Annotated in this window: 23 protein-coding genes and 4 pseudogenes; 18 read left to right on the forward strand and 9 right to left on the reverse strand. The window is 32.7% G+C overall.

The window, feature by feature from the left end; translation table 11 throughout:
* Window positions 1–231: 231 nt before the first annotated feature.
* On the reverse strand, window positions 232–552 hold the full coding sequence (locus COO03_RS16725; protein WP_097898245.1) for a hypothetical protein: 321 nt from the start codon (window positions 550–552) through the stop codon (window positions 232–234).
* Between the two features lie 104 nt (window positions 553–656).
* On the opposite strand from COO03_RS16725, the gene COO03_RS27695 reads away from it, so the two are divergent.
* Window positions 657–818, forward strand: coding sequence for a YxeA family protein (locus COO03_RS27695; protein WP_230322469.1), 162 nt, complete (start codon window positions 657–659; stop codon window positions 816–818).
* 118 nt (window positions 819–936) lie between these two features.
* Here the strand turns inward: COO03_RS27695 and COO03_RS16735 are convergent, their stop codons facing one another.
* The gene (locus COO03_RS16735) at window positions 937–1,368 is read right to left on the reverse strand and encodes a GNAT family N-acetyltransferase (RefSeq protein ID WP_097898246.1); all 432 of its coding nucleotides are present in this window, start codon (window positions 1,366–1,368) and stop codon (window positions 937–939) included.
* A 252-nt stretch (window positions 1,369–1,620) separates the two neighbouring features.
* On the opposite strand from COO03_RS16735, the gene COO03_RS16740 reads away from it, so the two are divergent.
* The 7 genes and pseudogenes from COO03_RS16740 to COO03_RS16775 all read left to right on the forward strand — a co-directional run bounded on the left by COO03_RS16740 (window position 1,621) and on the right by COO03_RS16775 (window position 6,209).
* A complete protein-coding gene (locus COO03_RS16740; protein WP_097898247.1) occupies window positions 1,621–2,481 on the forward strand; it encodes a DegV family protein in 861 nt (286 codons plus the stop codon).
* A gap of 327 nt (window positions 2,482–2,808) precedes the next feature.
* Window positions 2,809–2,974 (forward strand): annotated as a pseudogene (locus COO03_RS27700) (M3 family metallopeptidase); the annotation flags it as partial.
* Between the two features lie 82 nt (window positions 2,975–3,056).
* Window positions 3,057–3,809: a WecB/TagA/CpsF family glycosyltransferase gene (locus COO03_RS16750; protein ID WP_097898322.1), complete on the forward strand. Its 753-nt coding sequence runs from the start codon at window positions 3,057–3,059 to the stop codon at window positions 3,807–3,809.
* A gap of 76 nt (window positions 3,810–3,885) precedes the next feature.
* Window positions 3,886–4,065, forward strand: a pseudogene (locus tag COO03_RS16755) (transposase-like zinc-binding domain-containing protein); the annotation flags it as partial.
* Window positions 4,066–4,258: 193 nt separating this feature from the next.
* Window positions 4,259–4,897: an alpha/beta fold hydrolase gene (locus COO03_RS27705; protein ID WP_230322467.1), complete on the forward strand. Its 639-nt coding sequence runs from the start codon at window positions 4,259–4,261 to the stop codon at window positions 4,895–4,897.
* A gap of 384 nt (window positions 4,898–5,281) precedes the next feature.
* Window positions 5,282–5,485, forward strand: a pseudogene (locus COO03_RS27715) (homoserine kinase); the annotation flags it as partial.
* A gap of 22 nt (window positions 5,486–5,507) precedes the next feature.
* Complete coding sequence (locus tag COO03_RS16775; RefSeq protein ID WP_097898248.1) at window positions 5,508–6,209, forward strand: 5'-methylthioadenosine/adenosylhomocysteine nucleosidase; 702 nt, start codon at window positions 5,508–5,510, stop codon at window positions 6,207–6,209.
* Window positions 6,210–6,358: 149 nt separating this feature from the next.
* Here COO03_RS16775 and COO03_RS16780 read toward each other — a convergent pair whose 3' ends face one another.
* Entirely contained in the window at window positions 6,359–7,003 is a 645-nt protein-coding gene (locus COO03_RS16780; protein ID WP_097898249.1) for an alpha/beta family hydrolase, read from the reverse strand.
* A gap of 267 nt (window positions 7,004–7,270) precedes the next feature.
* Here COO03_RS16780 and COO03_RS16785 point away from each other — a divergent pair, with 267 nt between their 5' ends.
* Window positions 7,271–7,771: a DinB family protein gene (locus COO03_RS16785; protein ID WP_097898250.1), complete on the forward strand. Its 501-nt coding sequence runs from the start codon at window positions 7,271–7,273 to the stop codon at window positions 7,769–7,771.
* A gap of 61 nt (window positions 7,772–7,832) precedes the next feature.
* On the opposite strand, the gene COO03_RS16790 is transcribed toward COO03_RS16785, so the two are convergent.
* On the reverse strand, window positions 7,833–8,246 hold the full coding sequence (locus COO03_RS16790) for a hypothetical protein (RefSeq protein WP_097898251.1): 414 nt from the start codon (window positions 8,244–8,246) through the stop codon (window positions 7,833–7,835).
* On the opposite strand from COO03_RS16790, the pseudogene COO03_RS27720 reads away from it, so the two are divergent.
* A pseudogene (locus tag COO03_RS27720) lies at window positions 8,245–8,480 on the forward strand (invasion protein); the annotation flags it as partial. The gene COO03_RS16790 and the pseudogene COO03_RS27720 sit on opposite strands and share 2 nt — an antisense overlap.
* 203 nt (window positions 8,481–8,683) lie before the next feature.
* Window positions 8,684–8,914, forward strand: coding sequence for a hypothetical protein (locus COO03_RS16800; protein WP_097898252.1), 231 nt, complete (start codon window positions 8,684–8,686; stop codon window positions 8,912–8,914).
* A 404-nt stretch (window positions 8,915–9,318) separates the two neighbouring features.
* Here the strand turns inward: COO03_RS16800 and COO03_RS16805 are convergent, their stop codons facing one another.
* Entirely contained in the window at window positions 9,319–10,245 is a 927-nt protein-coding gene (locus COO03_RS16805; RefSeq protein WP_097898253.1) for an aldo/keto reductase, read from the reverse strand.
* Between the two features lie 298 nt (window positions 10,246–10,543).
* Between COO03_RS16805 and COO03_RS16810 the strand changes: the two genes are divergently transcribed.
* The 7 genes from COO03_RS16810 to COO03_RS16840 all read left to right on the forward strand — a co-directional run bounded on the left by COO03_RS16810 (window position 10,544) and on the right by COO03_RS16840 (window position 16,394).
* Window positions 10,544–10,900, forward strand: coding sequence for an FtsB family cell division protein (locus COO03_RS16810; RefSeq protein ID WP_097898254.1), 357 nt, complete (start codon window positions 10,544–10,546; stop codon window positions 10,898–10,900).
* Window positions 10,901–11,065: 165 nt separating this feature from the next.
* Window positions 11,066–11,302, forward strand: coding sequence for a hypothetical protein (locus COO03_RS27725; RefSeq protein ID WP_230322465.1), 237 nt, complete (start codon window positions 11,066–11,068; stop codon window positions 11,300–11,302).
* Between the two features lie 247 nt (window positions 11,303–11,549).
* Window positions 11,550–11,876: a DUF3870 domain-containing protein gene (locus tag COO03_RS16820; protein WP_097898255.1), complete on the forward strand. Its 327-nt coding sequence runs from the start codon at window positions 11,550–11,552 to the stop codon at window positions 11,874–11,876.
* Between the two features lie 69 nt (window positions 11,877–11,945).
* Entirely contained in the window at window positions 11,946–12,998 is a 1,053-nt protein-coding gene (locus COO03_RS16825) for a dipeptide epimerase (protein WP_097898256.1), read from the forward strand.
* 61 nt (window positions 12,999–13,059) lie between these two features.
* Complete coding sequence (locus tag COO03_RS16830; protein WP_097898257.1) at window positions 13,060–14,061, forward strand: C40 family peptidase; 1,002 nt, start codon at window positions 13,060–13,062, stop codon at window positions 14,059–14,061.
* Window positions 14,062–14,084: 23 nt separating this feature from the next.
* Entirely contained in the window at window positions 14,085–15,707 is a 1,623-nt protein-coding gene (locus COO03_RS16835; RefSeq protein ID WP_097898258.1) for a peptide ABC transporter substrate-binding protein, read from the forward strand.
* 159 nt (window positions 15,708–15,866) lie between these two features.
* Window positions 15,867–16,394 (forward strand): GNAT family N-acetyltransferase, encoded by a 528-nt coding sequence (locus COO03_RS16840; RefSeq protein WP_097898259.1) that lies wholly within the window; start codon window positions 15,867–15,869, stop codon window positions 16,392–16,394.
* 81 nt (window positions 16,395–16,475) lie between these two features.
* Here COO03_RS16840 and COO03_RS16845 read toward each other — a convergent pair whose 3' ends face one another.
* The 4 genes from COO03_RS16845 to COO03_RS16860 form a co-directional block, all read right to left on the reverse strand.
* Window positions 16,476–17,081 (reverse strand): DedA family protein, encoded by a 606-nt coding sequence (locus COO03_RS16845; protein ID WP_097898260.1) that lies wholly within the window; start codon window positions 17,079–17,081, stop codon window positions 16,476–16,478.
* Window positions 17,082–17,300: 219 nt separating this feature from the next.
* On the reverse strand, window positions 17,301–17,960 hold the full coding sequence (locus COO03_RS16850) for a PspA/IM30 family protein (RefSeq protein ID WP_097898261.1): 660 nt from the start codon (window positions 17,958–17,960) through the stop codon (window positions 17,301–17,303).
* 2 nt (window positions 17,961–17,962) lie between these two features.
* On the reverse strand, window positions 17,963–18,541 hold the full coding sequence (locus COO03_RS16855; protein ID WP_230322464.1) for a hypothetical protein: 579 nt from the start codon (window positions 18,539–18,541) through the stop codon (window positions 17,963–17,965).
* A 588-nt stretch (window positions 18,542–19,129) separates the two neighbouring features.
* Complete coding sequence (locus COO03_RS16860; protein ID WP_097898263.1) at window positions 19,130–19,894, reverse strand: DUF1836 domain-containing protein; 765 nt, start codon at window positions 19,892–19,894, stop codon at window positions 19,130–19,132.
* Between the last annotated feature and the right edge of the window lie 183 nt (window positions 19,895–20,077).

A 20,077-nucleotide genomic window follows, 5' to 3' on the forward strand; every position in this document is an offset into this window, starting at 1 on the left:
CATGCGAAGTAAAAACAGAAGGAGCAAACGAGTGTAGGTTACTTCTTATTCTGCATAGCAGGAATTTAGATGTCGAGAAAAATATAGTTCCATTGTTTATACGTTTATGGAAAATGAACGAATGGTATATAAGACAGAACAAGACAAGATAAAGGCTGAAACATCAAAAGCATAAAAGAAAAAGCTCCTTTCAAATTTAAAAAGGAGCTTTTTCATATGTACCGATACGAATTAACCTTCGATAATTTCGTATTCTTCGTCTGCTAATAATAAAATTTGTGTTTTTTTGCCTTTATTTTGAACTTCAATTACATCGTATGTACCTAGGTCTCTTAATTTATTTTGAGAAGCGTTAACCATTACTTCGATAGAATCAATTAAGATATCTTCTTCTATGTATGATTCAGGCAAAGCCATATCCTCAGTATCTAATACACATGCATATAGATTTTGTAAATTATCAGCAGTTGGGTTTTGTTCTTCAACATCAATGATGTTTTTTACTGCTTCCATACTTTCTTCTTTTGCTTGATACACTTTAATTTTAGCCATTGTTTCAATCTCCTTTATAACGTAATCGTAGAGGCTACAATTTATTATAACGTTTTTTAATGGAAAGATGAAATTGTTATGTGGATTTTTGGAGAATTTGATATATTTTTTATGCTTTTCTCTCGAAATATGTTGAATGGAAGCGTTACGAATACAAAGTAACGGCATATGATGAAAAGGGAAATACAGCGACTATTAAGTTCACTGCTAATAAAAACTTGAAATTCAATACATTTTTACGTGTGTATGTATTTGATGAAACATAGTGCGGGATATAAAGGAATCTCATTTTACAGATTGAAAGGCAGCATGTACAATTTGTGCATACTGCCTTTGTTTGTGGAAAAGCAATTTGTATAGAATGAAGTAAGACTTTGAAAGTAATTACAATTTAAATAATAAAACATTCTTATCGTATTCCTGTAAACACCAATTGTATTTATTTAAAATATTTGGGTGAACAGTTTCATGCGCAGCATGAACTTCTTTAAAGCCATATTTTTTATAAAAAGCTTCAAGTTCTTCAAAAGGGATACAATAAACATGTGGTACCTGTAATTGCTTTGCAGTTTGGACTAAAAAAGAAACTAGTTCTCCCGCCAATTTATACCCCCTATATTTTGGAAGTATGTAAATACCACCCATTTCAATTGTTTGTTCATCAATATAAACTAAACGTCCTAATCCAGCTTGTTCTCCGTTGTATGTAATAATTGCGACTTTGTCTTGTTTTAAATTACTTGGAACAAACCCGACTGATTGATACTGAGTATTAATCCAGTCTAAATCTTCTAATGTAGCAAATTGAGTTCCCATAACATTAGCCCCCTTGTAAAACTCTGATCTTCTATATTATATATAGAAGAATGTGAATTGTAATGAAAATTAAGGGTTTTAGTTTGAATTGCGGGGAATTTATAAAAATAATTGTTGAGTTGAAATGAATTTCTGAACATTTCGAGCATAGAATATAGAATACTTTCTCTTTCTTCATTCTTGTTTTACGTATATAATTTAAAGGTAAATGTTCTTATTTTAGTATACTTATAACAGAATAGAGGTTTAAAAATGAGCGTTAAAATCATTACGGATAGTGCGGCTGACTTACCGAAAGAATTGCTGCAAGCTTATGATATAGATTTAATTCCACTTCGTGTATATGATGAGGCAGAAACAGAGTATTTAGATGGGGTAACATTAGAATCGGTTCAATTATTGCAAAAGATGAGAGAAGGCGAAGTGTATAAAACATCGCTGCCGTCATTAGAAACATTCCAAGAAAAATTCATTACATATGCAAAGCAAGGTACACCTTGTATATATTTAGCTTTCTCATCTGAACTTTCTGGTACATATCAATCTTCAGTTGTTATTAAAGAAGAAGTACAAGAAACATATGCAGATTTCGATTTAGAAATTATTAATACGAAATGTGCTTCACTTGGTCAAGGTTTTGTTGTACTAGAAGCAGCAAAAATGGCTAAAGATGGTGCATCAAAAGAAGAAATCTTGAACCGTATTGCTTTTCTAACAAAACATATGGAGCATATCTTTACTGTAGTTGACTTGCAATATTTAGTAAGAGGTGGGCGTTTAAGTAAGGTAGCTGGGTTTATTGGTGGCTTATTAAATATTAAGCCGATTTTAAATGTTGATGAAGGCCAGCTTGTACCACTTGAAAAAATAAGAGGTAGAAAGAAAGTTCTAGGCCGAATTGTCGATATAATGGAAGAGCGAGGAAAAGAACTTAAAGGTCAAACAATTGGCATTACACACGGTGATGATTTAGAAACTGCGAATGCATTAAAAGCATTAATCACTGAAAGATTTGGATGTGAAGTGTTTATTATAAATACAATTGGATCAGCAATTGGTGCACATACAGGACCGGGCGTTTTAGCATTGTTCTTCTTAAATGAAGTAGAGTAAAGGATTGATCTTTTGGATCAATCCTTTTTTCATGTTTATTCTACAATAATTGGGAGGAGAAGTTTGTAAGATTATTGGTAGATCATCCACTTAAAATTTTAAATATTTAAAGATATGAAAACTATTTCGATTCATATATAATTAGCTAATAAATGTATTATTGTAACTATCTGTAAAAACAGGAGGATATAAAATGGACCAAATCATCAATCATCCAACTCGGTGGAACTTGAAAAGACTATATCTTAAAGCAAACGATCCTATGTTTTCTACAGAAATAGAAATCATTAAGTAATTAATAGAAACATATAAAGGAAGCTCGTTCAAAAATTATACAAATTCTTGTCTGAGACTGGAAAGCATTCAGTCGAAGAGTTGATGAAACAATACTTTCATATTGAACTTGCTGACAATGAGTTTTGGAAGAATGGCATTGTTTCAAATAAATAAGGATGTTGATGAGTATTTACAACTTGTGAAAGAGGAAGTTTAAGTCATTTATCTCGTAAAAGCCAGATTGGTGATAGAAGTTTCACTTTATATAAAAGAACACATAGAGGAAGTGTATGCAAGAAATGGAGCAACAGTACATAAAGGGTATACCATTTTGCAGCTTAGAATATATCAAAGTAAGCAGCTTATTAAAAGATTGGTTAACTGAAAAGAGAAATAAACCAAAGTTTATCGTTACGGCGAATCCTGAAATTGTAATGAGCGCTAACCAGACTTCAGCTGAATCTATACGTTTCAAAAATATTTTATTATCCGCTGATGTAATAACGGCTGATGGAATAGGTGTTATACTTGGTTCTAAAATTTTGAACGGAAGATTGAAAGAACGTGTTACAGGTGCAGATTTAGCTCATGATTTAATAGAGTATTGTAATCAAGAGGGATACCGTGTGTTTCTTTTTGGTGCTGCACCAGAAAGTAATGAGAAAGCGTTAGAAAAGTTAAAAACACGTTTCCCACATGCTATTTTCAAAGGACAGCATGGATTTGTAAATAATGAGGAGATAGAAGAAGTTAAAGATCAAATTCAACAATTTCAACCACACTTACTATTAGTGGGGTTAGGATCACCTAAACAGGAAATGTTCATTTATGAAAATCTTCAAAAGCTAAACGTACCTTTATCTATTGGCATAGGGGGAATGATTGATATTTTCTCTGGTACAGTAAAAAGGGCCCCGAAGATCATGAGGGATACTGGGACAGAATGGTTATATAGATTAATAACACAACCTAAAAGAATAAGAAGGCAACTTGTACTTCCGAAATTTTTAATATCAGTTATGGCAGAGAGGGTTAGAAAGATAACAAGTTAATTTTCAAATGAAAATTGATGAAATCAAGGTATAAAGGGGTATGAAATACTATGGAGGCAATTTCCTCTGAAAAGGCTGCAGTTATTGTGGTTTTAAACAAGTCTTACGTTGCGGTAAGTATAAGGTAAAACTTGGTCTTAAAAAAATTGAACGCCAACGATACCGTTGTAAAGACTGCGGAAAAACTTTTATATCGCACTCACAAGCCTGATAAATGGTAGATCTCATTAAATGTATGAATGATAGTAGAAAGTTGCTTATTTCCAATTAATGAAACATATTACTCATTAAGAACGTATCAATATTAGACTTTCATTATTCAACGAAGGGGTAGTTTAATAAGATTCAGTAATAATTTAGTGAAAAGATATAGTTATATATGGTAACGTAAAGCCCAGATGGGACAGGGGATTTGATTTATTGGAAATAGTGTAAAGTAGGTGAATGGATTGGTAAATTATGAACAGAAAATAATAAATACAGAAAGAGGTTCCTTTGAAATCTTTATTAGTGGTAATGGAAAACCTTTGTGTATAACACACCTATATCAAGAATTCTCCATTAGAGGTTCAGTTTTTGCAAATTGTCTATCATCCTTTTACAAGGTTATCTTAGTCAATTTAAAACAGGCTGGAAATTCATCAAAGGCTCGAAACTCAAATGAACTGACAATGAATGAGACAGTTAAAGACCTCGAAAGCATACGAACTGAGTTAGGATACTCAAAATGGTCTTTTGCTGGACATTCTGCGGGTGGATTTTTAGGGTTAACATATTCTACCAGTAAACCTCAGGTTTTGGATTCGCTTATATTATGTGATACTTCCGCATCTAAAGAGTTTTTGAATTCAGAAAGTTGTATATATAATTTTAAAACTGGTCAACATCGTAAGGAGGTATCCAAGATATTTCTATCATTGATGTTACCCTTTGTTTCGAAAACAAAGAAAAGAATAGCTAATAAGAAGTTGATTGAACTGTCTCTCTATAAACCAGAAAAGTATAATGAGTATTTCAGTGAACGACCCTTTAGTAAAATTATTAGAAAAAGAATGAGGGCTTATAACAAAGACCTTAAAACATATTAATTTTCCTACTCTTATTCTTTGTGGTCAATATGATGTTCAATGCCCTGTTTTGTACTCAAAAGAAATGCATACATTGATTCCAGATTCTAAATTGGTAATTTTTGAGAAAAGTAATCATTTTCCTTTTGTTGAAGAGAAGGAATCTTTTATAACAACCGTTCGAGAATTTACCACCATCTAATTAATGTGCGAAAATTCAGATAAACGAAGACTGTGACTCTAATTTTTTGTTTCGTCAATATAGGTTGAATACTTAATCTCTCGTCTTTCTTGTTGTACTAATAGGTGGTTTAAATGACGAAGAAGCAACACTATTAATTAATGGAGCTATTTATTAAAACAATACAATAGGGATAGATACAAGTTATCTAATCCGCATCTTTCTTTTTAAATGGATATCGCACGGAATTAAACTTTCCAACTGGTGGGATTGTTCGAGCAATTCAAATGCTATGGTATATGGAAAGTAAGTGGTGGATTCATGCAAATATGGATAGGCATAGTATACCACCTACACGTTTTGCAGAGGAAATGATATGGATAGCTGAAAATTATCAAGAACTACATAATATGTTTGCTCATATATAACAGGGAGAGGGGAATTAGTTATATGAATAGAATTGGTATTATCGGCGCTATGCAAATCGAAATAGATCTGCTTTTAGAAAAACTACATATTCATGAGGAATATACAATTGCAAAAATGCCTTTTTATAAAGGAATTTTTAAAGGTAAAGAAATTATTGTCACTCGCTGTGGGATCGGGAAAGTCAATGCAGCTTCGTGTGCACAAATTTTAATAGATAAATTTGAAGTGGATTGTATAATTAACACAGGTGTTGCGGGAGGTTTACATCCTGACATTAAAGTCGGTGACCTGGTCATTTCGACGAACGTTACACATCATGATGTAGATAAAAATCAAATGAAGAACTTGTTTCCATTCCAAGAAACATTTATTGCAAATGAGGAATTGAGAGAACTTGCACGAAAAGCATATCATGCTAGTGATTTAGACATAAATGTACATGAAGGAAGAATTGTAAGTGGAGAGTGCTTTGTTGAAGATACAAAACAAAAAGAGAGGTTACTTAATGAATATGCACCTCACTGCACTGAAATGGAAGGGTCTGCAATTGGACATGTTGCCTTTATGAATGATATACCATTTCTTGTAATTAGATGCATTTCTGATAGTGCGGATGATAAAGCTACTATTTCGTATGAAAATTTTGCTGAAATTGCAGCGAATCACTCTTCAGAAGTTATCATGCAAATGATTAAGAATATGACAGATGAAATAATAGTTTGATGTGCTTTAAAAGAAGGGCTTTTTTTATTATAACGGGTTCGGTAAAAATAACCATTTAAAAAGAGGTGCACTTAGCACCTCTTTTGCATTTATTTTAGTAATTAAATTAGCACCCAAATTGGTGAACTTTTGATCATATTAGTTTATTACTAATTTGTCCTAACGGTTTCTTGGAGTTTTTCCATTACCCTTGATAAAGCTAAAATTGAATTTGTTGTTTCAAATTCTTCAACATCTAAGGAATGGTTTGCATTTTGGATAACATCAATTTTAAAATTTAATTTACTTAATTGGTCAATTTGATTTGAATTGTAATGAGGGTCTTTATCCCCGATAACTAAAAGCCCTTGATGATGACTATTCAAGATTGAGTCAAAAATCGAATCAAACTTTATCAGAGGGGTGAGTAAAATCATTTTTGACTTTAAGAACTCATCTCTCTTCATTAAGTCATTCGCAATTGGAATTGTTCCGAGTGATTTTCCTAAAAAAATCAAATTGTTGTATTGCCCATTTTTTAAAACATCTAAAATCACAGGATTAATATCATCCATCATTATTTTGGTTAGTTCTTCAATCGTTTTTTTCATTGTTTGCTCATCATAGGAGTAATGGATATGGACAATATCGATTTTGTTTTGGAGCATTACCATCGTCGAATAATAAAACAAGGGTTTATCGTAATTGTAACCTGAACCCGAAAACATAAAGCAAATCGTTTTGGAACCCTTCTCTATATGTGTATAACGAATCGCTTTGTCGTTTGTTTGTATCTCCTTTTTATTTCCTTTCATCATTTTCCCCTCCAAAACTTTTGTAATATTATAGCATAAATTACCAATTGTTTTATAAATAAATTACATCCTTAATAAAAGGTTCAAATCGTATGTAATTTGAACCTAAAATTGATAATCTAATTTTGTTTTTGTACTCTTAAAACGAACCTGTTACTTTTATTAGTGGAAGCTTTTTTTATGGACTAAACCGAACTTTTGTTCTTGTTTTATTTGAATTTATGGTATAATTATCTAAATCTATTATTGAAATGGGGCATTGAATTGATGGGGGAAAATAAAATTATTAATAATTTCAAAGAGTATTCATCTTGGTTAAGTACATTAAAAGATATGGAAGAAGAATTTTGGACTACACCAATATCTGAAGGTAAATGGACTGTTGCTGAGATAATATCTCATATTATGAACTGGGATAAATATCTGTTATCTAAAATACTTCCATTGGTGAGGGAGGGAAAGGGTATGGAGTTTCCTGATTTTGATATTTATAATAAAATAGCATCTGATTATGCGAAATCAGGTATATCCCCAATAAAGCTTCTTGAAGAAGCAAAAGATAAAAGGGAACTACTTGTAAAAGAGCTTAGTGTGATGCCGGCTGACAAGTTAAATGAACATTTAACTGCTAATGGAGTATCCCATTGTCCTCACACAGGAATGTCTTATTCACTTTTATATATTATTAAAGAATTTGTAGATCATGATAATCACCACAAAAGGCAGATTACACAATTTTTAAATGAAAATAACGTTCGAAGATTCTGATTTAAAGTTACTTAGAAAAAGATCCCACAGATGATACTCTATGGGATCTTTCTTTGTGTAATTACTTAACTTTCAAATGTTTTAATAAATGTTCAGGATGACCTTGTACATAATAAAAATGTGGATTGTTTTCATCATCATAAATCATAATATAGGGTTTTTCGTTAAGTGGAAGAAGTACAAGAACTTCATCTATAGTTGTATGTATCCATTGATTTGTAATGCTCACAGGTTTAGACAAAGGGATTTTTACCATATGTCCAGTTTTAGGGACAACGTTTATATTTTTAAATGCTCCAGTAATTGATTTTGCATATTGTATCGCTTCTTTTTGAATTTCTGCATTTGGAGATTGCTTTTGAATAACCATTTCCTTTTGACAATCAAACACTTCAATTTGTTTATTTGTTTCTGCAAAAACATTTGTTGATAATAAGAATGAGAGCAGAAAAACAAATCCTATTTTTTTTAACATGGGACAACACCTCATATTTACTATACCCTCAAATCCTAATGGTATACCAGACTGGATTCCACTCACAATTGCTGATCATGAAAAAAATGTAATCGAAAAGCAGCGGGGGATAAAGGAACATTTTTGGGGCTATTTCAATTACATCGAGGTGAATTAGCATTTGCACAATTATGAGAAGACATTTTAAAGAATGTAACAATAGTGATTTCAAGTATAGTACAGGTATATAAACGCGAGACTATAGAAGCCATATCAATATAAGAAAGATGAAAAGTAGAAAAGCATTTCCAATTAGGGAAATGCTTTTCTGTATGTTATAGTATAATAGCATATAAGATTAATATTATTTCCGTATATTTTTAATCTTATTGTATAGTATTTTTATATTAAATAATCAATTGAAACTATTTTTTTATATAAGGAGTAATAATTAGTATATGAAAAATGTGGATTTTATACTAGAGAGTGATGAAACATTAAAGCCATCGGAACGATTGGTATTGTTATTATTAGAAAAACATAGGATGTTATATACAAATGATTTACTAGCACTATCGAATTTATCTTACAAAACATTAACGGATTCATTGACAGCACTTGTAATAAAATCATATGTATTAAAAGATACAGGAAAAGGAAGAAAACAAAATTGTTATAGGTTAATGTAATAGGAAGAGTAGCTATAAATGAGTACAATTTAAATGCTTTTTACATATGTAAGGAGAAAATTATTTTATCTTTACGTATGTAAAAAAGTATATCTAGAAGTGGTGTTTTTAGTATTGAAAAAATAAGCTATCACATTTAGGGATGATGGTTCACCAAGGTATAGTATATTTAGTAGCGTTTTAGAAAAAAATCTATTTAAATCAGAAAAAATAAGAAAATAAATAATTATAAAAATGAATTCTAAAAATAACTAACTTGTTAAAAGTGAACCGTTTTTTTATTTAGAAAATGAATTATCGATAGTGGATGAATGTTATTAAAATAATATTTTTATGTAAACTTCTTTATTTAAAAAAGAATCGAACAAAACCAGCAGTGGGTTTTTACAACTGCTGGTTTTGTTTTAAAGTTTTGTTATATATGTTAATTCTTCATCCGATAGGAGCGGGCGAATAGAGGCGGCTGCATTTTCTTTCGCTTGTATTTCTGTTTTGGCACCAGGAATTGCAACAGATACTGCTGGATGTGAGAGCACATAGCGAAGTGCGAGTTGCCCTAGACTGCGGTTTTCGCTAGAAAGGAATCTTAGTTTCTCTACCTTTTGTAAATCCTCCTGAAACCATATTTCTCTTGGCCATTCTTGACGTAAATCACCATCAGGGAATGTTGTTTGCTTTGTGAACTTCCCTGTTAATATTCCCATTTTTAATGGACCACGTATGACAGCTCCTAAATTTTTTTCTTGTAAATAAGGTAATATATCTTCTTCTGGCTTTCGATTTAGTATATTATAGTCGAGCTGTACAACATCAATTTCATCGTTTCTATTAAAGTTTTTTATATATTGTAAATCATGTGTAGAAACACCGACAGCTCTTGCTTTTCCATCTCGTTTTAATATTTCAAATGCGCGAAGGAACGCTTCTGTTTCTTCTTTTTTGTCCCACCAAATATGACAAAAGTAAACATCGATATAATCTGTTTGCAGGCGAAGTAAGCTAGTTTCAAAGACTGCGATTACTTTTTCGGCTGTATCATAGACAGGTTTTCCATCGGGATCATAGTGATGACCAATTAATCCGCCCTTTGTAGAAAGGATAATATCATTTCGATGCTCTTTTATTGCTTGTGCGACTAATTTTTCACTATGCCCTAAACCATATACATCAGCGGTATCAATAAAATTCACTCCGCATTCTAATGCCTTTCTCATTGCAGTAATAGAATGTTCATCATTTACAGGTCCCCATTCGTCACCGCCAATTGCCCAGGCGCCAAATCCAATTTCAGAAACGGTTATACCTGTTTTTCCTAATGTGCGATAATGCATATATTTCCCTCCCTTATAAGCAATTTATACTAAACTATTCAATTGGAGGAGTAATGTGTGGAGAAGATTGTACTAGGCGTGATTGGACATTTAGAGGAGGGAACAGCATAAAGTACGATTTTACAGCACAAAAAATAAAATTTTAATCTGAAATGTAGAGATGTCGTCGAAAGCTATCTCTAATTGGTTAATTTATGAGATTTTTTTATAGAGGAGCCTACTTTAGAAAAAGAGAATTTAAGTTAGTAAGAGCCATAGGAGAGGCAGTGAGATAAAATGGGTTAGGGGGATTTAAAACATGGGGAAACTCAAGAAAGTAAATGTTCCTAATATGCCGCAACATCAATCGCAGCCTAATGAATATCGAGTTATAAATAAGAAGAAAATAAGGCGGTGTATTTTAGCTTTTATTTTTATTTTTTCGGCAACTTTTTATGTTCACTATATCCTTACTAAACAAGAAGAAATAATTCAAACAAAGCGAGATACGATTAAAAATCAGCAAAAGCAATTGCTATCATTACGAAAAGATTCACGGTATTTAAAGAGTGAAGTTGAAAATTTAACGGACAATGAAGAAGAAATTTTAAAGCTTGCGAGGAAAGAGTATCAATTTTCTAAGCCGAATGAAACTATATTTGTCCTACCTAAATAGATATGAAATGTTGAAATGAAAGCAGTTAGCGAATAGCTAACTGCTTTTTTGGACCAAATGTTTTTCGAAAACAGGCATATCATAACTGAACGTTTGTAGGTAATATAATTTTTTTAAGGGAGCTATCTGAAAAAAGCAGACTTTATATATGGGATAGAAAAATGAATGAAAAGTATCAACGGGAATGTAAGTGTCATGATACAAGGGGCAATTACATATCGTTACAATGAGCGATTTTTGCATCCATCAGCTATTTTTATCAAGTTAGTGATTCTTTCATGTGTTATAGAAAAAGTGAAGTTTGAAGCACTGAATCTATACGAATTAATACATATTTCATCTCTTTTAAAGACTGGTGAAAGCGGCATCGCTTTATTATTATACATGATGCAGCAAGGTTAAAAATCAATCATGAAATTGTGTATATAGCTGCATGAAGTTCAAGTGCAGGGTGTGCAAGTCATGCGGATTATATATTTTCAGAGATTGGTTATTTAGTTATGGAATATATATCAAAATAAATATTGTTAAAATTCTGTTAATTATATATACTTACAGTAAGCGGATACATTTTTTAATAAACGATGAGTCCTCAGCTCATACGGCTGTTAAGAAAACCGTTATCCTCGTATAAGAAAGGAAGATATATGTGTACGCTTCTAATACGATTTATATCGTAGGGGATGCGAAAGCACCTCAAAATAATCCAATTACAGAAAAATTTAAAAGTTATTTTGTAGCATTCGTTATTGAAAAGGATACAGGGAAAATTATGGATGCGGATTGTTCAGCGACCATTTCATTAACAGCTCAATTCGTAAAGCATTTATTTCTACATAAAAATATAAATGATCCGCAATTAGTAGCAGAAATTAAAAATCGTTATTTTGGATCATCTCAAAAAGCATTGCTTGTAGCATTAAAAGATGCGCAAAAAAAATATAATCAAATCGCTGCTTTGTCTACACATTCATAGACAAAATCCAGCCGTAAGATTCATTCTTATGGCTGGATTTTTTTATTGGACAGAGAAAGGATGAATGAAATGAAAATTACCGATTTAATAGTGAAGCGTCGTTATATTAAACTCCATACACCGTTTAAAACGGCGCTGCGCACTGTAACTGACATTGAAAGTATTGATGTTTTTATCCATACAGATGAAGGTATTGTAGGAAAAGGAGCCGCGACTGCGACTCCAGTTATTACAGGAGACTTTGCTGGTGGGATTGAAGAAGCAATTTTGGGACCAATTCGTTCTGTATTAATCGGGAAAGACATACTGCAACTTCAGACATTGTTGTTACACATTCAAACGAGTTGTGTAGGGAATACGAGTGCGAAGGCAGCGGTAGATATGGCCTTATATGATGTGTATTGTCAGTTTTATCACATACCATTGTATGCGTTATTAGGCGGAAAGAAAGAGATTCAAACAGACATTACAGTAAGTGTTGACGAGCCTTTATTAATGGCAAAAGAAGCAAAAAATCACGTGAAAAAAGGGTTTCGCATATTGAAAATAAAAGTTGGTAAATCTACAAATTTAGATTTAGAGCGGATTGAGGCAATTAGAAATATTGTTCCAAAGGATACTACGTTACGATTAGATGCTAATCAAGGATGGGGACCAAAAGAAGCTGTTGCGATTATTCGAGAAATGGAGAATAGAAATTTAAATATTGAATTTGTAGAGCAACCCGTTCATGCGAAAGATTGGGAGGGATTAAAGTATGTAAAAGATCATGTACAGACACCAATTATGGCGGATGAAAGTGTGTTTTCATCGCAGGATGCATTAAAGCTCGTTCAAGGTCAGTATGCTGATTTATTAAATATTAAATTAATGAAATGCGGTGGCATACGAGAAGCGTGGAAAATTGCTGATATTGCTCAAGCTGCTGGTGTGAAATGTATGGTTGGCAGCATGATGGAGTCATCGCTTTCCGTTACAGCTATCGCTCATTTAGCCGCTGCCCATCCGAACATTCACTATTTTGATCTTGATGCTCCATTATGGTTAATGGAAGAACCAAGTGGAATTACTTATAGCGGATCAAAGGTAACCCTGCATCATGCAATGAATATAAAATCTTAGAGGGCTTACTATTTTTAATGAATGTATTCATTTAGCAAACTATCTTTTAAGGAGGGTGCTTATGAAAAAAATGGGGGCTGTATTTTTAACGACACTATTCATTTTTTCATCTTTATCAGTAGTAAATGCCGAAGAGAAAAAAGAGAATATAGCATTTATAGACGTTGCGGCTGCAACGCTGTGGACTGGACCAAATTTACTTCGTCCAATTGATGCACCAAGTGCAACAAACCCTGTTGATCTATGGAAATGGACCAAATCAATGACGCTTGATGAAAAACTTTGGTTAACAAATACAAATAAACTAGAAACGCAAGCTTTACTAGGTCAAGAAGTAACGGTTGTTGAGGAACAAGGTGAATGGGTGAAAGTAGTGGTGCATGGGCAACCGACGCCGAGAAATGATGAGGGGTATCCTGGATGGATGCCTGCAAAACAATTAACGTACACGCAAGAATTTGCCGATAAAAAGAATCAACCATTCGTGTTGATTACAAAACCAACAGCTATTTTATATATAAATCCTTCTGATCAAAATAAGTCTTTAGAAGTGAGCTATAATACACGCTTACCACTTCTAAGTGAAGATGCGATTTCGTATCGTGTATTACTACCAAATGGCCAAAAGGCATGGTTGCGGAAAAAAGATGGTACTGTTTATGCTGCGCAAAATGAAATACCAGTTCCAACAGGTGATGACTTAGTGAACACTGGAAAGCAATTTTTAGGATTAGCATATATATGGGCTGGCACAAGTGGTTTTGGATTCGATTGTTCTGGATTTACACATACAATTTATAAATCACATGGTATTACAATCCCTCGTGATTCAGGTCCACAATCAAAAGCTGGTATTGCGGTTGATAAAGAAAACTTACAAAAAGGTGATTTAATTTTCTTTGCTCATAATCAGGGGAAAGGAAGTGTTCATCACGTAGGTATGTATATTGGGGATGGGAAAATGATTCATTCTCCAAAAGCAGAAAGAGCTGTTGAGATCATTCCAGTAGACACGCCGGGATATATAGAAGAATATGCTGGCGCTCGTCGCTATTTGCCTTAATTGAAAAGATAGGGGGTTTTTAAATGAAAAAGGTCATTCGTTTTTCATTGGTTAGTACTCTACTTGTTTCTTCCTTTTTAGTTGGTTGTGGAAAAGAAAAAACAACTACAAAACCGAAAGAAGAGAAGAAAGTATTACAGTTAACAGAAACTGGTGAAATTCCGTCATTAAATTCAGTAAAAGTAACAGATGCTGTTTCGTTTAACGTGTTAAATAATGTGATGGAGGGGCTGTTCAGATTATCAAAAAATGATGAAGTGATTGCTGGAGCTGCACAAAAGCATGAGGTTAGTACAGATGGGAAAACATATACATTTCATTTGCGTGACGCAAAATGGTCTAATGGAGATCCAGTGACAGCTCATGATTTTGTATATGCCTGGAAGCAACTTATTAACCCAGATACAGCTTCCCAATACGCTTATATTATGTATGATGTGAAAAATGCAGAGAAGATCAATAAGAAGCAAATGGGACTAGAAGAATTAGGAGTGAAAGCACAAGATGATAAAACATTTGTTGTGGAATTAGAACATCCTGTACCATATTTCACTAAATTACTTTGTTTACCATCCTTTTACCCAATTAATGAAAAATATGCAAAAGAACAAGGGGATAAATATGGCTTAGAAGCAAATAAAACTGTATACAATGGACCATTTACATTATCAGAATGGAAGCATGAAGCGAGTTTTACAATGAAGAAAAACGATCAATATTGGGATAAAAAAGAAGTGAAATTAGATGAAGTAAATTATCAAATTGTAAAAGAAATTTCTACTGCTGTAAATTTATATCAGACAGATAAAATTGACCGCGCTGTGATTTCAACAGAGTTTGGTGATAAATACAAGAACGATAAAGAATTAAAACAATATACAGATCCTGTCATGTATTTCTTCCGCTTTAACGAAAATGTACCGATTCTTAAAAATAAAAATGCCCGCCTTGCGCTTAGTATGGCGTTTGATAAAAAGGGACTTGCAACTTCATTTTTAAATGATGGATCAGTACCTGCCAATTACTATGTGCCAAATGGATTTTTAAAAGGGCCAGACAAGAAAGACTTTAGAGAAACTGGAGCGGAGTTTAATAAAACAAATGTAAAACAAGCGAAAGAATATTGGGAAAAAGCAAAACAAGAGACAGGAGTAAATGAAGTTACATTAGAACTGTTAAACTATGATTTAGAAAACTTTAAAAAAGTAGGAGAGTATATTAAAGAACAATTAGAGAAGAGTCTGCCAGGATTAACGATAAAAATAAAATTGCAACCTCATTCGCAAAAACTAGCATTAGAGAAAAAGAAAGAATATGAAATGTCGTTATCTCGTTGGTTGCCGGATTATCCAGATCCAATGACATACTTAGAAGTTTTCGTTTCAGAAAGTGGTGTGAATAATACAGGTTATGCAAATCCAGAATATGATACTTTAATTAAAAAGGTGAAAACGGAACTAGGAAACGATGAACAGGCACGCTGGAAGGCAATGCATGAGGCGGAAAAAATGCTGCTTGATGATGCGGTGATTGCACCGGTGTTCCAACATGGATTATCATATTTACAAAAGCCGTATGTGAAGGATCTATATGTGCACCAATTTGGTCCAGCGACAAGTTTGAAATGGGCAGATATACAAAAATAAAATACGGTACGAAAAAACAGACTTTGTTTGTATGATAGTCTGTTTTTTGCGTATAAAAATATATCATTTTATAGTCGTGGATACAAAGAGAGAGAAAAGGATTATATGGTATAATTTGCTAGGATGTAAGATGAAATTTTGACTAAAGGGGAAAATGATATGTCTATAGAGGTGAAAGGGAATATAGTTCATACGAAAAGAATTTTTATGAGAAAACCGAGCATAGAAGATATTGATGAATTCTATGAAATAGTGAAAAACAATGAAGTTGGTAAATGGCTTGCAGTATCTAGGGGCATGTCACGGAAAGAAGCTGAACAATATGTTGGACAGTTTATATCACATTGGGAAAAGAATGGCTTTGGTGTATGGTTCCTATTTAATCATATAACGGGAGAAATGATAGGGCATTGTGGTTTAAGGTATATGGATGGAACAGAAGATGTGGAAATTATGTATCTTCTTGATCCGAAGTGTTGGGGAAATGGATATGCTACAGAAGCTGTCCATGCATCGATTCAATATGCTTTTCAGGATTTAAAAGTTAAAAAAGTAGTCGCAAGAATTAAACTTGTGAATGAGAAATCGAAGAATGTGTTAGAAAAGGTTGGATTTAAGTACATAAAAGATGTGGATTATGACGGACGTCAATTATCATATTATGAATATACGAATTCATCTCAATAGCAATGTAAAATAAAAACGCTACAAGTTCTTAATTGAATATGAGCTTGTAGCGAAAGTATTTGAGATATATGATTTTTAAATTTAAGCACGTTTTTTTCGCTTCTTTAACCATATTTTTAAAGCGAAGTATAAAGTAATAAGGATAATTCCACCAATGGCAAATGATTTGACATATGGTCCAGCAACATCATTGATATTACCCCAATTTTCTCCTAGTTTTTCACCTAAATAGATAAAAATAATGGACCATGGGATAATCGCAAGTCCTGTAAGGCTAACGAATCGTATAAATGACATCTTTGTAATTCCGGCAGGGATTGAAATGGCATGACGAACAACAGGAATGAAACGTGCTGTGAAAATAACACCAGTTCCATAACGATTAAACCATGCTTCTGCAGCATCGATTTGTTTTTTATGAATGAAAATGTATTTACCATAACACTCTAATACAGGACGTCCACCGTATCGACCAATCCAATAAATAAAGATTTGCGCAATAACACCACCAATTGTACCAAATACAACAGCTCCTATAAATGAGATGCTTCCTGTGGATACTAAATATCCTGCATAAGCAAGAACAATTTCACTTGGGATAATCTCGATCATGAGCCCGAACATAATGCCCCAGTAACCTAGTCCTTCTAAAAATTGTAATACAGAATGAATAAAACTTTCTAACATGTTGCACCTTCTATATATGAGATTTTTTAGGAGTAAGAGAAAAAATATTCCTTACATGTTAAGTATACGAGAAATTATAAAAGAATGGGGGTGAATTTTTGAAAAAACACCTATTCTTTATATATTGAATGTTTATTTTTTATCTATTTTAAAAGATTCATTTTATGATTGTAAAAAAATTTTTCGCTCGTCTCAAAAAATGAAACGAGCGAATAGTTTTTACTTCTGTACTTTTAATTTTTCTAATTCTTTTTGTACTGCTTCTTTTAGCTCAATTTCCGTATCGTGTGTATAAGAAATAGGCTTTATTTGATTAAAGTAGTTACTTGCAGAGGCCTCAGCTTCTACTTTTTGAATATAACTTTCTACTCTTGCGAAACCTTTTGCGGCATTTTCTGTATGAAAATATGCAATGGCTTTATTGTTTTCTTTCATTGTACGTGCGACATGTAATCTAGAAACAAGCACGAGTTCTTTATATTGTAATTCTTGGTATTCTTTTTGTAGTGTATCAATTTGTTCATATAAGATTGAAGTTTGTTGTTTTACTACATTGTACTGTTCTTGATACATTTCTAGCTTTTTCTCATGCACAATTTTTTCTTGAAGTGCCAATTGTGCCATATCATCTTCATTGCGGGACACCGCAAGCTCAGCCTGACGAGCTCTTTTTGCAATAACAGCCTCTGTTTCTGTAATAAGCGATTCATATTTTTTTTCTAAGAATAGCTGCTGAGATAAAGCTTGTTGTGCTTTTTCCACTTGTTGCTCCGTTTCTCGTATGTATTGTTTTAACATACTTACCGGATTTTCTAGTTTATTTAAAGTTTCATGCACATCAGCGATTACAATGTTTTTAATTCTTTTAAAAATACTCATTTTTATTTCTCCTCCTTACGAATTTGTTTTTCCCATTGATCAAGAATATCCGCTTTATTATTTGATAGGACTAAATAGCTGTCCATTGTATAGTCAGTTGTAGATTGTAGCGAGTTTTGTTTTCTTTTTTTATACAGCCAAATTGGAAATACCACGACAGCGAAAAGGGGAAGAAGTGGTAATACACCAATGATAATAAGAAGGATACCAATCCACTTTCTTATCATTTGGCCTTTTGCTTTTTTGAGAATAAACCATCCTAAAAGAATGGAGCTTAACTCAATTGTGAAAAGGATAAGGAAAATCCCATCAAATTTTTCTTCATGATGCTTTTCATGATGTTTTTCATAATGTTGAACAGGCTTCCCGTTTTCGAAATTCTCTTGTTTGATATGATGTCTTTCGTCTTTAGAGTAAGAAGCTTGTCCACTATGTTCCACGGCAAAGGCCTCACGTTTTTCATGATGCCATCTTTCCATGTGCAATCCAAGAGTTCCTAGGAATATTGCCAAGGAGATAGAAATAACACTTATCCATATAAGCCAGCGGAATTTTGTACGCTTCTTTTTTTGTTTCTTCATATTCTCACCTCCTGCCATATATTTGTGTTTCTTTCATAACTGGAAAAAATGAGATTCGCATAACGCTCATAACGTACAAATTTGAAAGTTTATTTTAGCTTCATCATCTCCCTTGTGTTTGTAGTACTTATAGTAAAGTGCAGAAATTAAAGTGGTCTGAAAGCTTAATGAAGATAGAATGAAAAGTATATTAGAATTTTCTCATCTTGTAAGTGAGCTGTTTTTCAGAAGATAAAAGAAGAAAAAATTTCAGTTTATAGCCTTGATATTACAAAGCTTCTTTTAAAAGAGATAAGAAGAATGAACAGTGGGAGATTTTCTTTGCTTAATTGATGAAGTAATATTAGATGCTATTTTGAAAATGGTTGAAATAGCGGAATTATATCTTTTTCTCGGGGAGAAGAGAGATAAAAGGAGATTTTGCGATCTATAAAGAGAGACACGTATTTGTATAAATAGAAACCGTTATTTTGATACTATAGACTGCAAAGTATGTGCAAAAAGTAGTTCATTTACCGCGGAGAGAGTATATGTATGATTTATAATACAAAAGTTCAAAAAAAGAGAAGCGCATTGCGCTCCTCTTTTTTATGGCTTCACATCTAAATTTTGTAAAAATAGTGTTGCGGAGACATAACGCTTTGCTAACATTTGTACATATGCGGTATGTACAGAAAGTGTTGCGATAATAATGGCGTTACGAATAGCCTCGCGTTGCTCGTTATTGACTTGATCAAACTGACTTGCGATTTTATCTGCTTTTTCTTTTACAATATTTTCAATCGTATGGATGGTATGAGTCGCGTTTAGTTGTAAACAATCTCCCTGATTCACCTCTTCAAATAAAGAAGAATAAGCGACGTATAGATGGACAGGATTAATTAAATCGTCACTACGATCTGCCGGGTCATTTACAATGAGCCGTAACAACTTACGAATAGATTCAAAATCAAGTGCTGTTTTTAAATCTTCAACGATGAATAGTAAAGCCGCTTGTTCAATCGAATATTTCTTTCCTTTTTGCGGAGAACCAATCATTTCTTTTATATCTCGTTTTACCCAGTTTTGCATAGCAGTTACAGAGAAACTGGTATTTTCAATTTGATTACCAAGCGCAACAATTTCATTTAAAGAAAAGCCAATATCTGTGTCTTCAATTTTTATCAGTTTTTCAAAGATAGGTGAGAGTGCGGTTGTTATAAAAGCTGTAACACTTTGTCCGCTTTCAATATCTTTTTTATGAGACTTTGCCCAAGCTTCTTGTAAAATACTAAGAGGCTTTTTTGTATTCCATCCTCTTAGAGAAAGAAGGAGCGTTGCCATTTCGTTTCGTGTGAGATGAAATGTTTCCATCTTTTCACCTCCAAAAATTATAAAAGTTCTTATGACCATATAATATGTTTTGTTTTGTGTAAAGTCAATTCTATTTTGTTTAATTTTTCCTTTGTTGTGAAATTGTCACGAACAAATAACACTTGCTTATTTTTGAAAAAGTTCATATAATAGGTTCATAAGAACTTTTTATTTAGCTTTAAA

The organism is Bacillus sp. AFS098217 (assembly GCF_002551815.1).
Lineage (GTDB): Bacteria > Bacillota > Bacilli > Bacillales > Bacillaceae_G > Bacillus_A.

Bases quoted from the DNA above. Each gene is read 5' to 3' on its own strand.
- COO03_RS16845 (WP_097898260.1), bottom strand. From the start codon at position 17,081: ATGTTAGAAAGTTTTATTCATTCTGTATTACAATTTTTAGAAGGACTA.
- COO03_RS16810 (WP_097898254.1), top strand. From the start codon at position 10,544: ATGGGGAAACTCAAGAAAGTAAATGTTCCTAATATGCCGCAACATCAA.
- COO03_RS16850 (WP_097898261.1), bottom strand. From the start codon at position 17,960: ATGAGTATTTTTAAAAGAATTAAAAACATTGTAATCGCTGATGTGCAT.
- COO03_RS16785 (WP_097898250.1), top strand. From the start codon at position 7,271: ATGGGGGAAAATAAAATTATTAATAATTTCAAAGAGTATTCATCTTGG.
- COO03_RS16855 (WP_230322464.1), bottom strand. From the start codon at position 18,541: ATGAAGAAACAAAAAAAGAAGCGTACAAAATTCCGCTGGCTTATATGG.
- COO03_RS16725 (WP_097898245.1), bottom strand. From the start codon at position 552: ATGGCTAAAATTAAAGTGTATCAAGCAAAAGAAGAAAGTATGGAAGCA.
- COO03_RS16830 (WP_097898257.1), top strand. From the start codon at position 13,060: ATGAAAAAAATGGGGGCTGTATTTTTAACGACACTATTCATTTTTTCA.
- COO03_RS16750 (WP_097898322.1), top strand. From the start codon at position 3,057: ATGGAGCAACAGTACATAAAGGGTATACCATTTTGCAGCTTAGAATAT.
- COO03_RS16780 (WP_097898249.1), bottom strand. From the start codon at position 7,003: ATGAAAGGAAATAAAAAGGAGATACAAACAAACGACAAAGCGATTCGT.
- COO03_RS16805 (WP_097898253.1), bottom strand. From the start codon at position 10,245: ATGCATTATCGCACATTAGGAAAAACAGGTATAACCGTTTCTGAAATT.
- COO03_RS16740 (WP_097898247.1), top strand. From the start codon at position 1,621: ATGAGCGTTAAAATCATTACGGATAGTGCGGCTGACTTACCGAAAGAA.
- COO03_RS16800 (WP_097898252.1), top strand. From the start codon at position 8,684: ATGAAAAATGTGGATTTTATACTAGAGAGTGATGAAACATTAAAGCCA.
- COO03_RS16860 (WP_097898263.1), bottom strand. From the start codon at position 19,894: ATGGAAACATTTCATCTCACACGAAACGAAATGGCAACGCTCCTTCTT.
- COO03_RS16735 (WP_097898246.1), bottom strand. From the start codon at position 1,368: ATGGGAACTCAATTTGCTACATTAGAAGATTTAGACTGGATTAATACT.
- COO03_RS16825 (WP_097898256.1), top strand. From the start codon at position 11,946: ATGAAAATTACCGATTTAATAGTGAAGCGTCGTTATATTAAACTCCAT.
- COO03_RS16835 (WP_097898258.1), top strand. From the start codon at position 14,085: ATGAAAAAGGTCATTCGTTTTTCATTGGTTAGTACTCTACTTGTTTCT.
- COO03_RS16790 (WP_097898251.1), bottom strand. From the start codon at position 8,246: ATGTTAAAAAAAATAGGATTTGTTTTTCTGCTCTCATTCTTATTATCA.
- COO03_RS16775 (WP_097898248.1), top strand. From the start codon at position 5,508: ATGAATAGAATTGGTATTATCGGCGCTATGCAAATCGAAATAGATCTG.
- COO03_RS16840 (WP_097898259.1), top strand. From the start codon at position 15,867: ATGTCTATAGAGGTGAAAGGGAATATAGTTCATACGAAAAGAATTTTT.
- COO03_RS27725 (WP_230322465.1), top strand. From the start codon at position 11,066: ATGAAAAGTATCAACGGGAATGTAAGTGTCATGATACAAGGGGCAATT.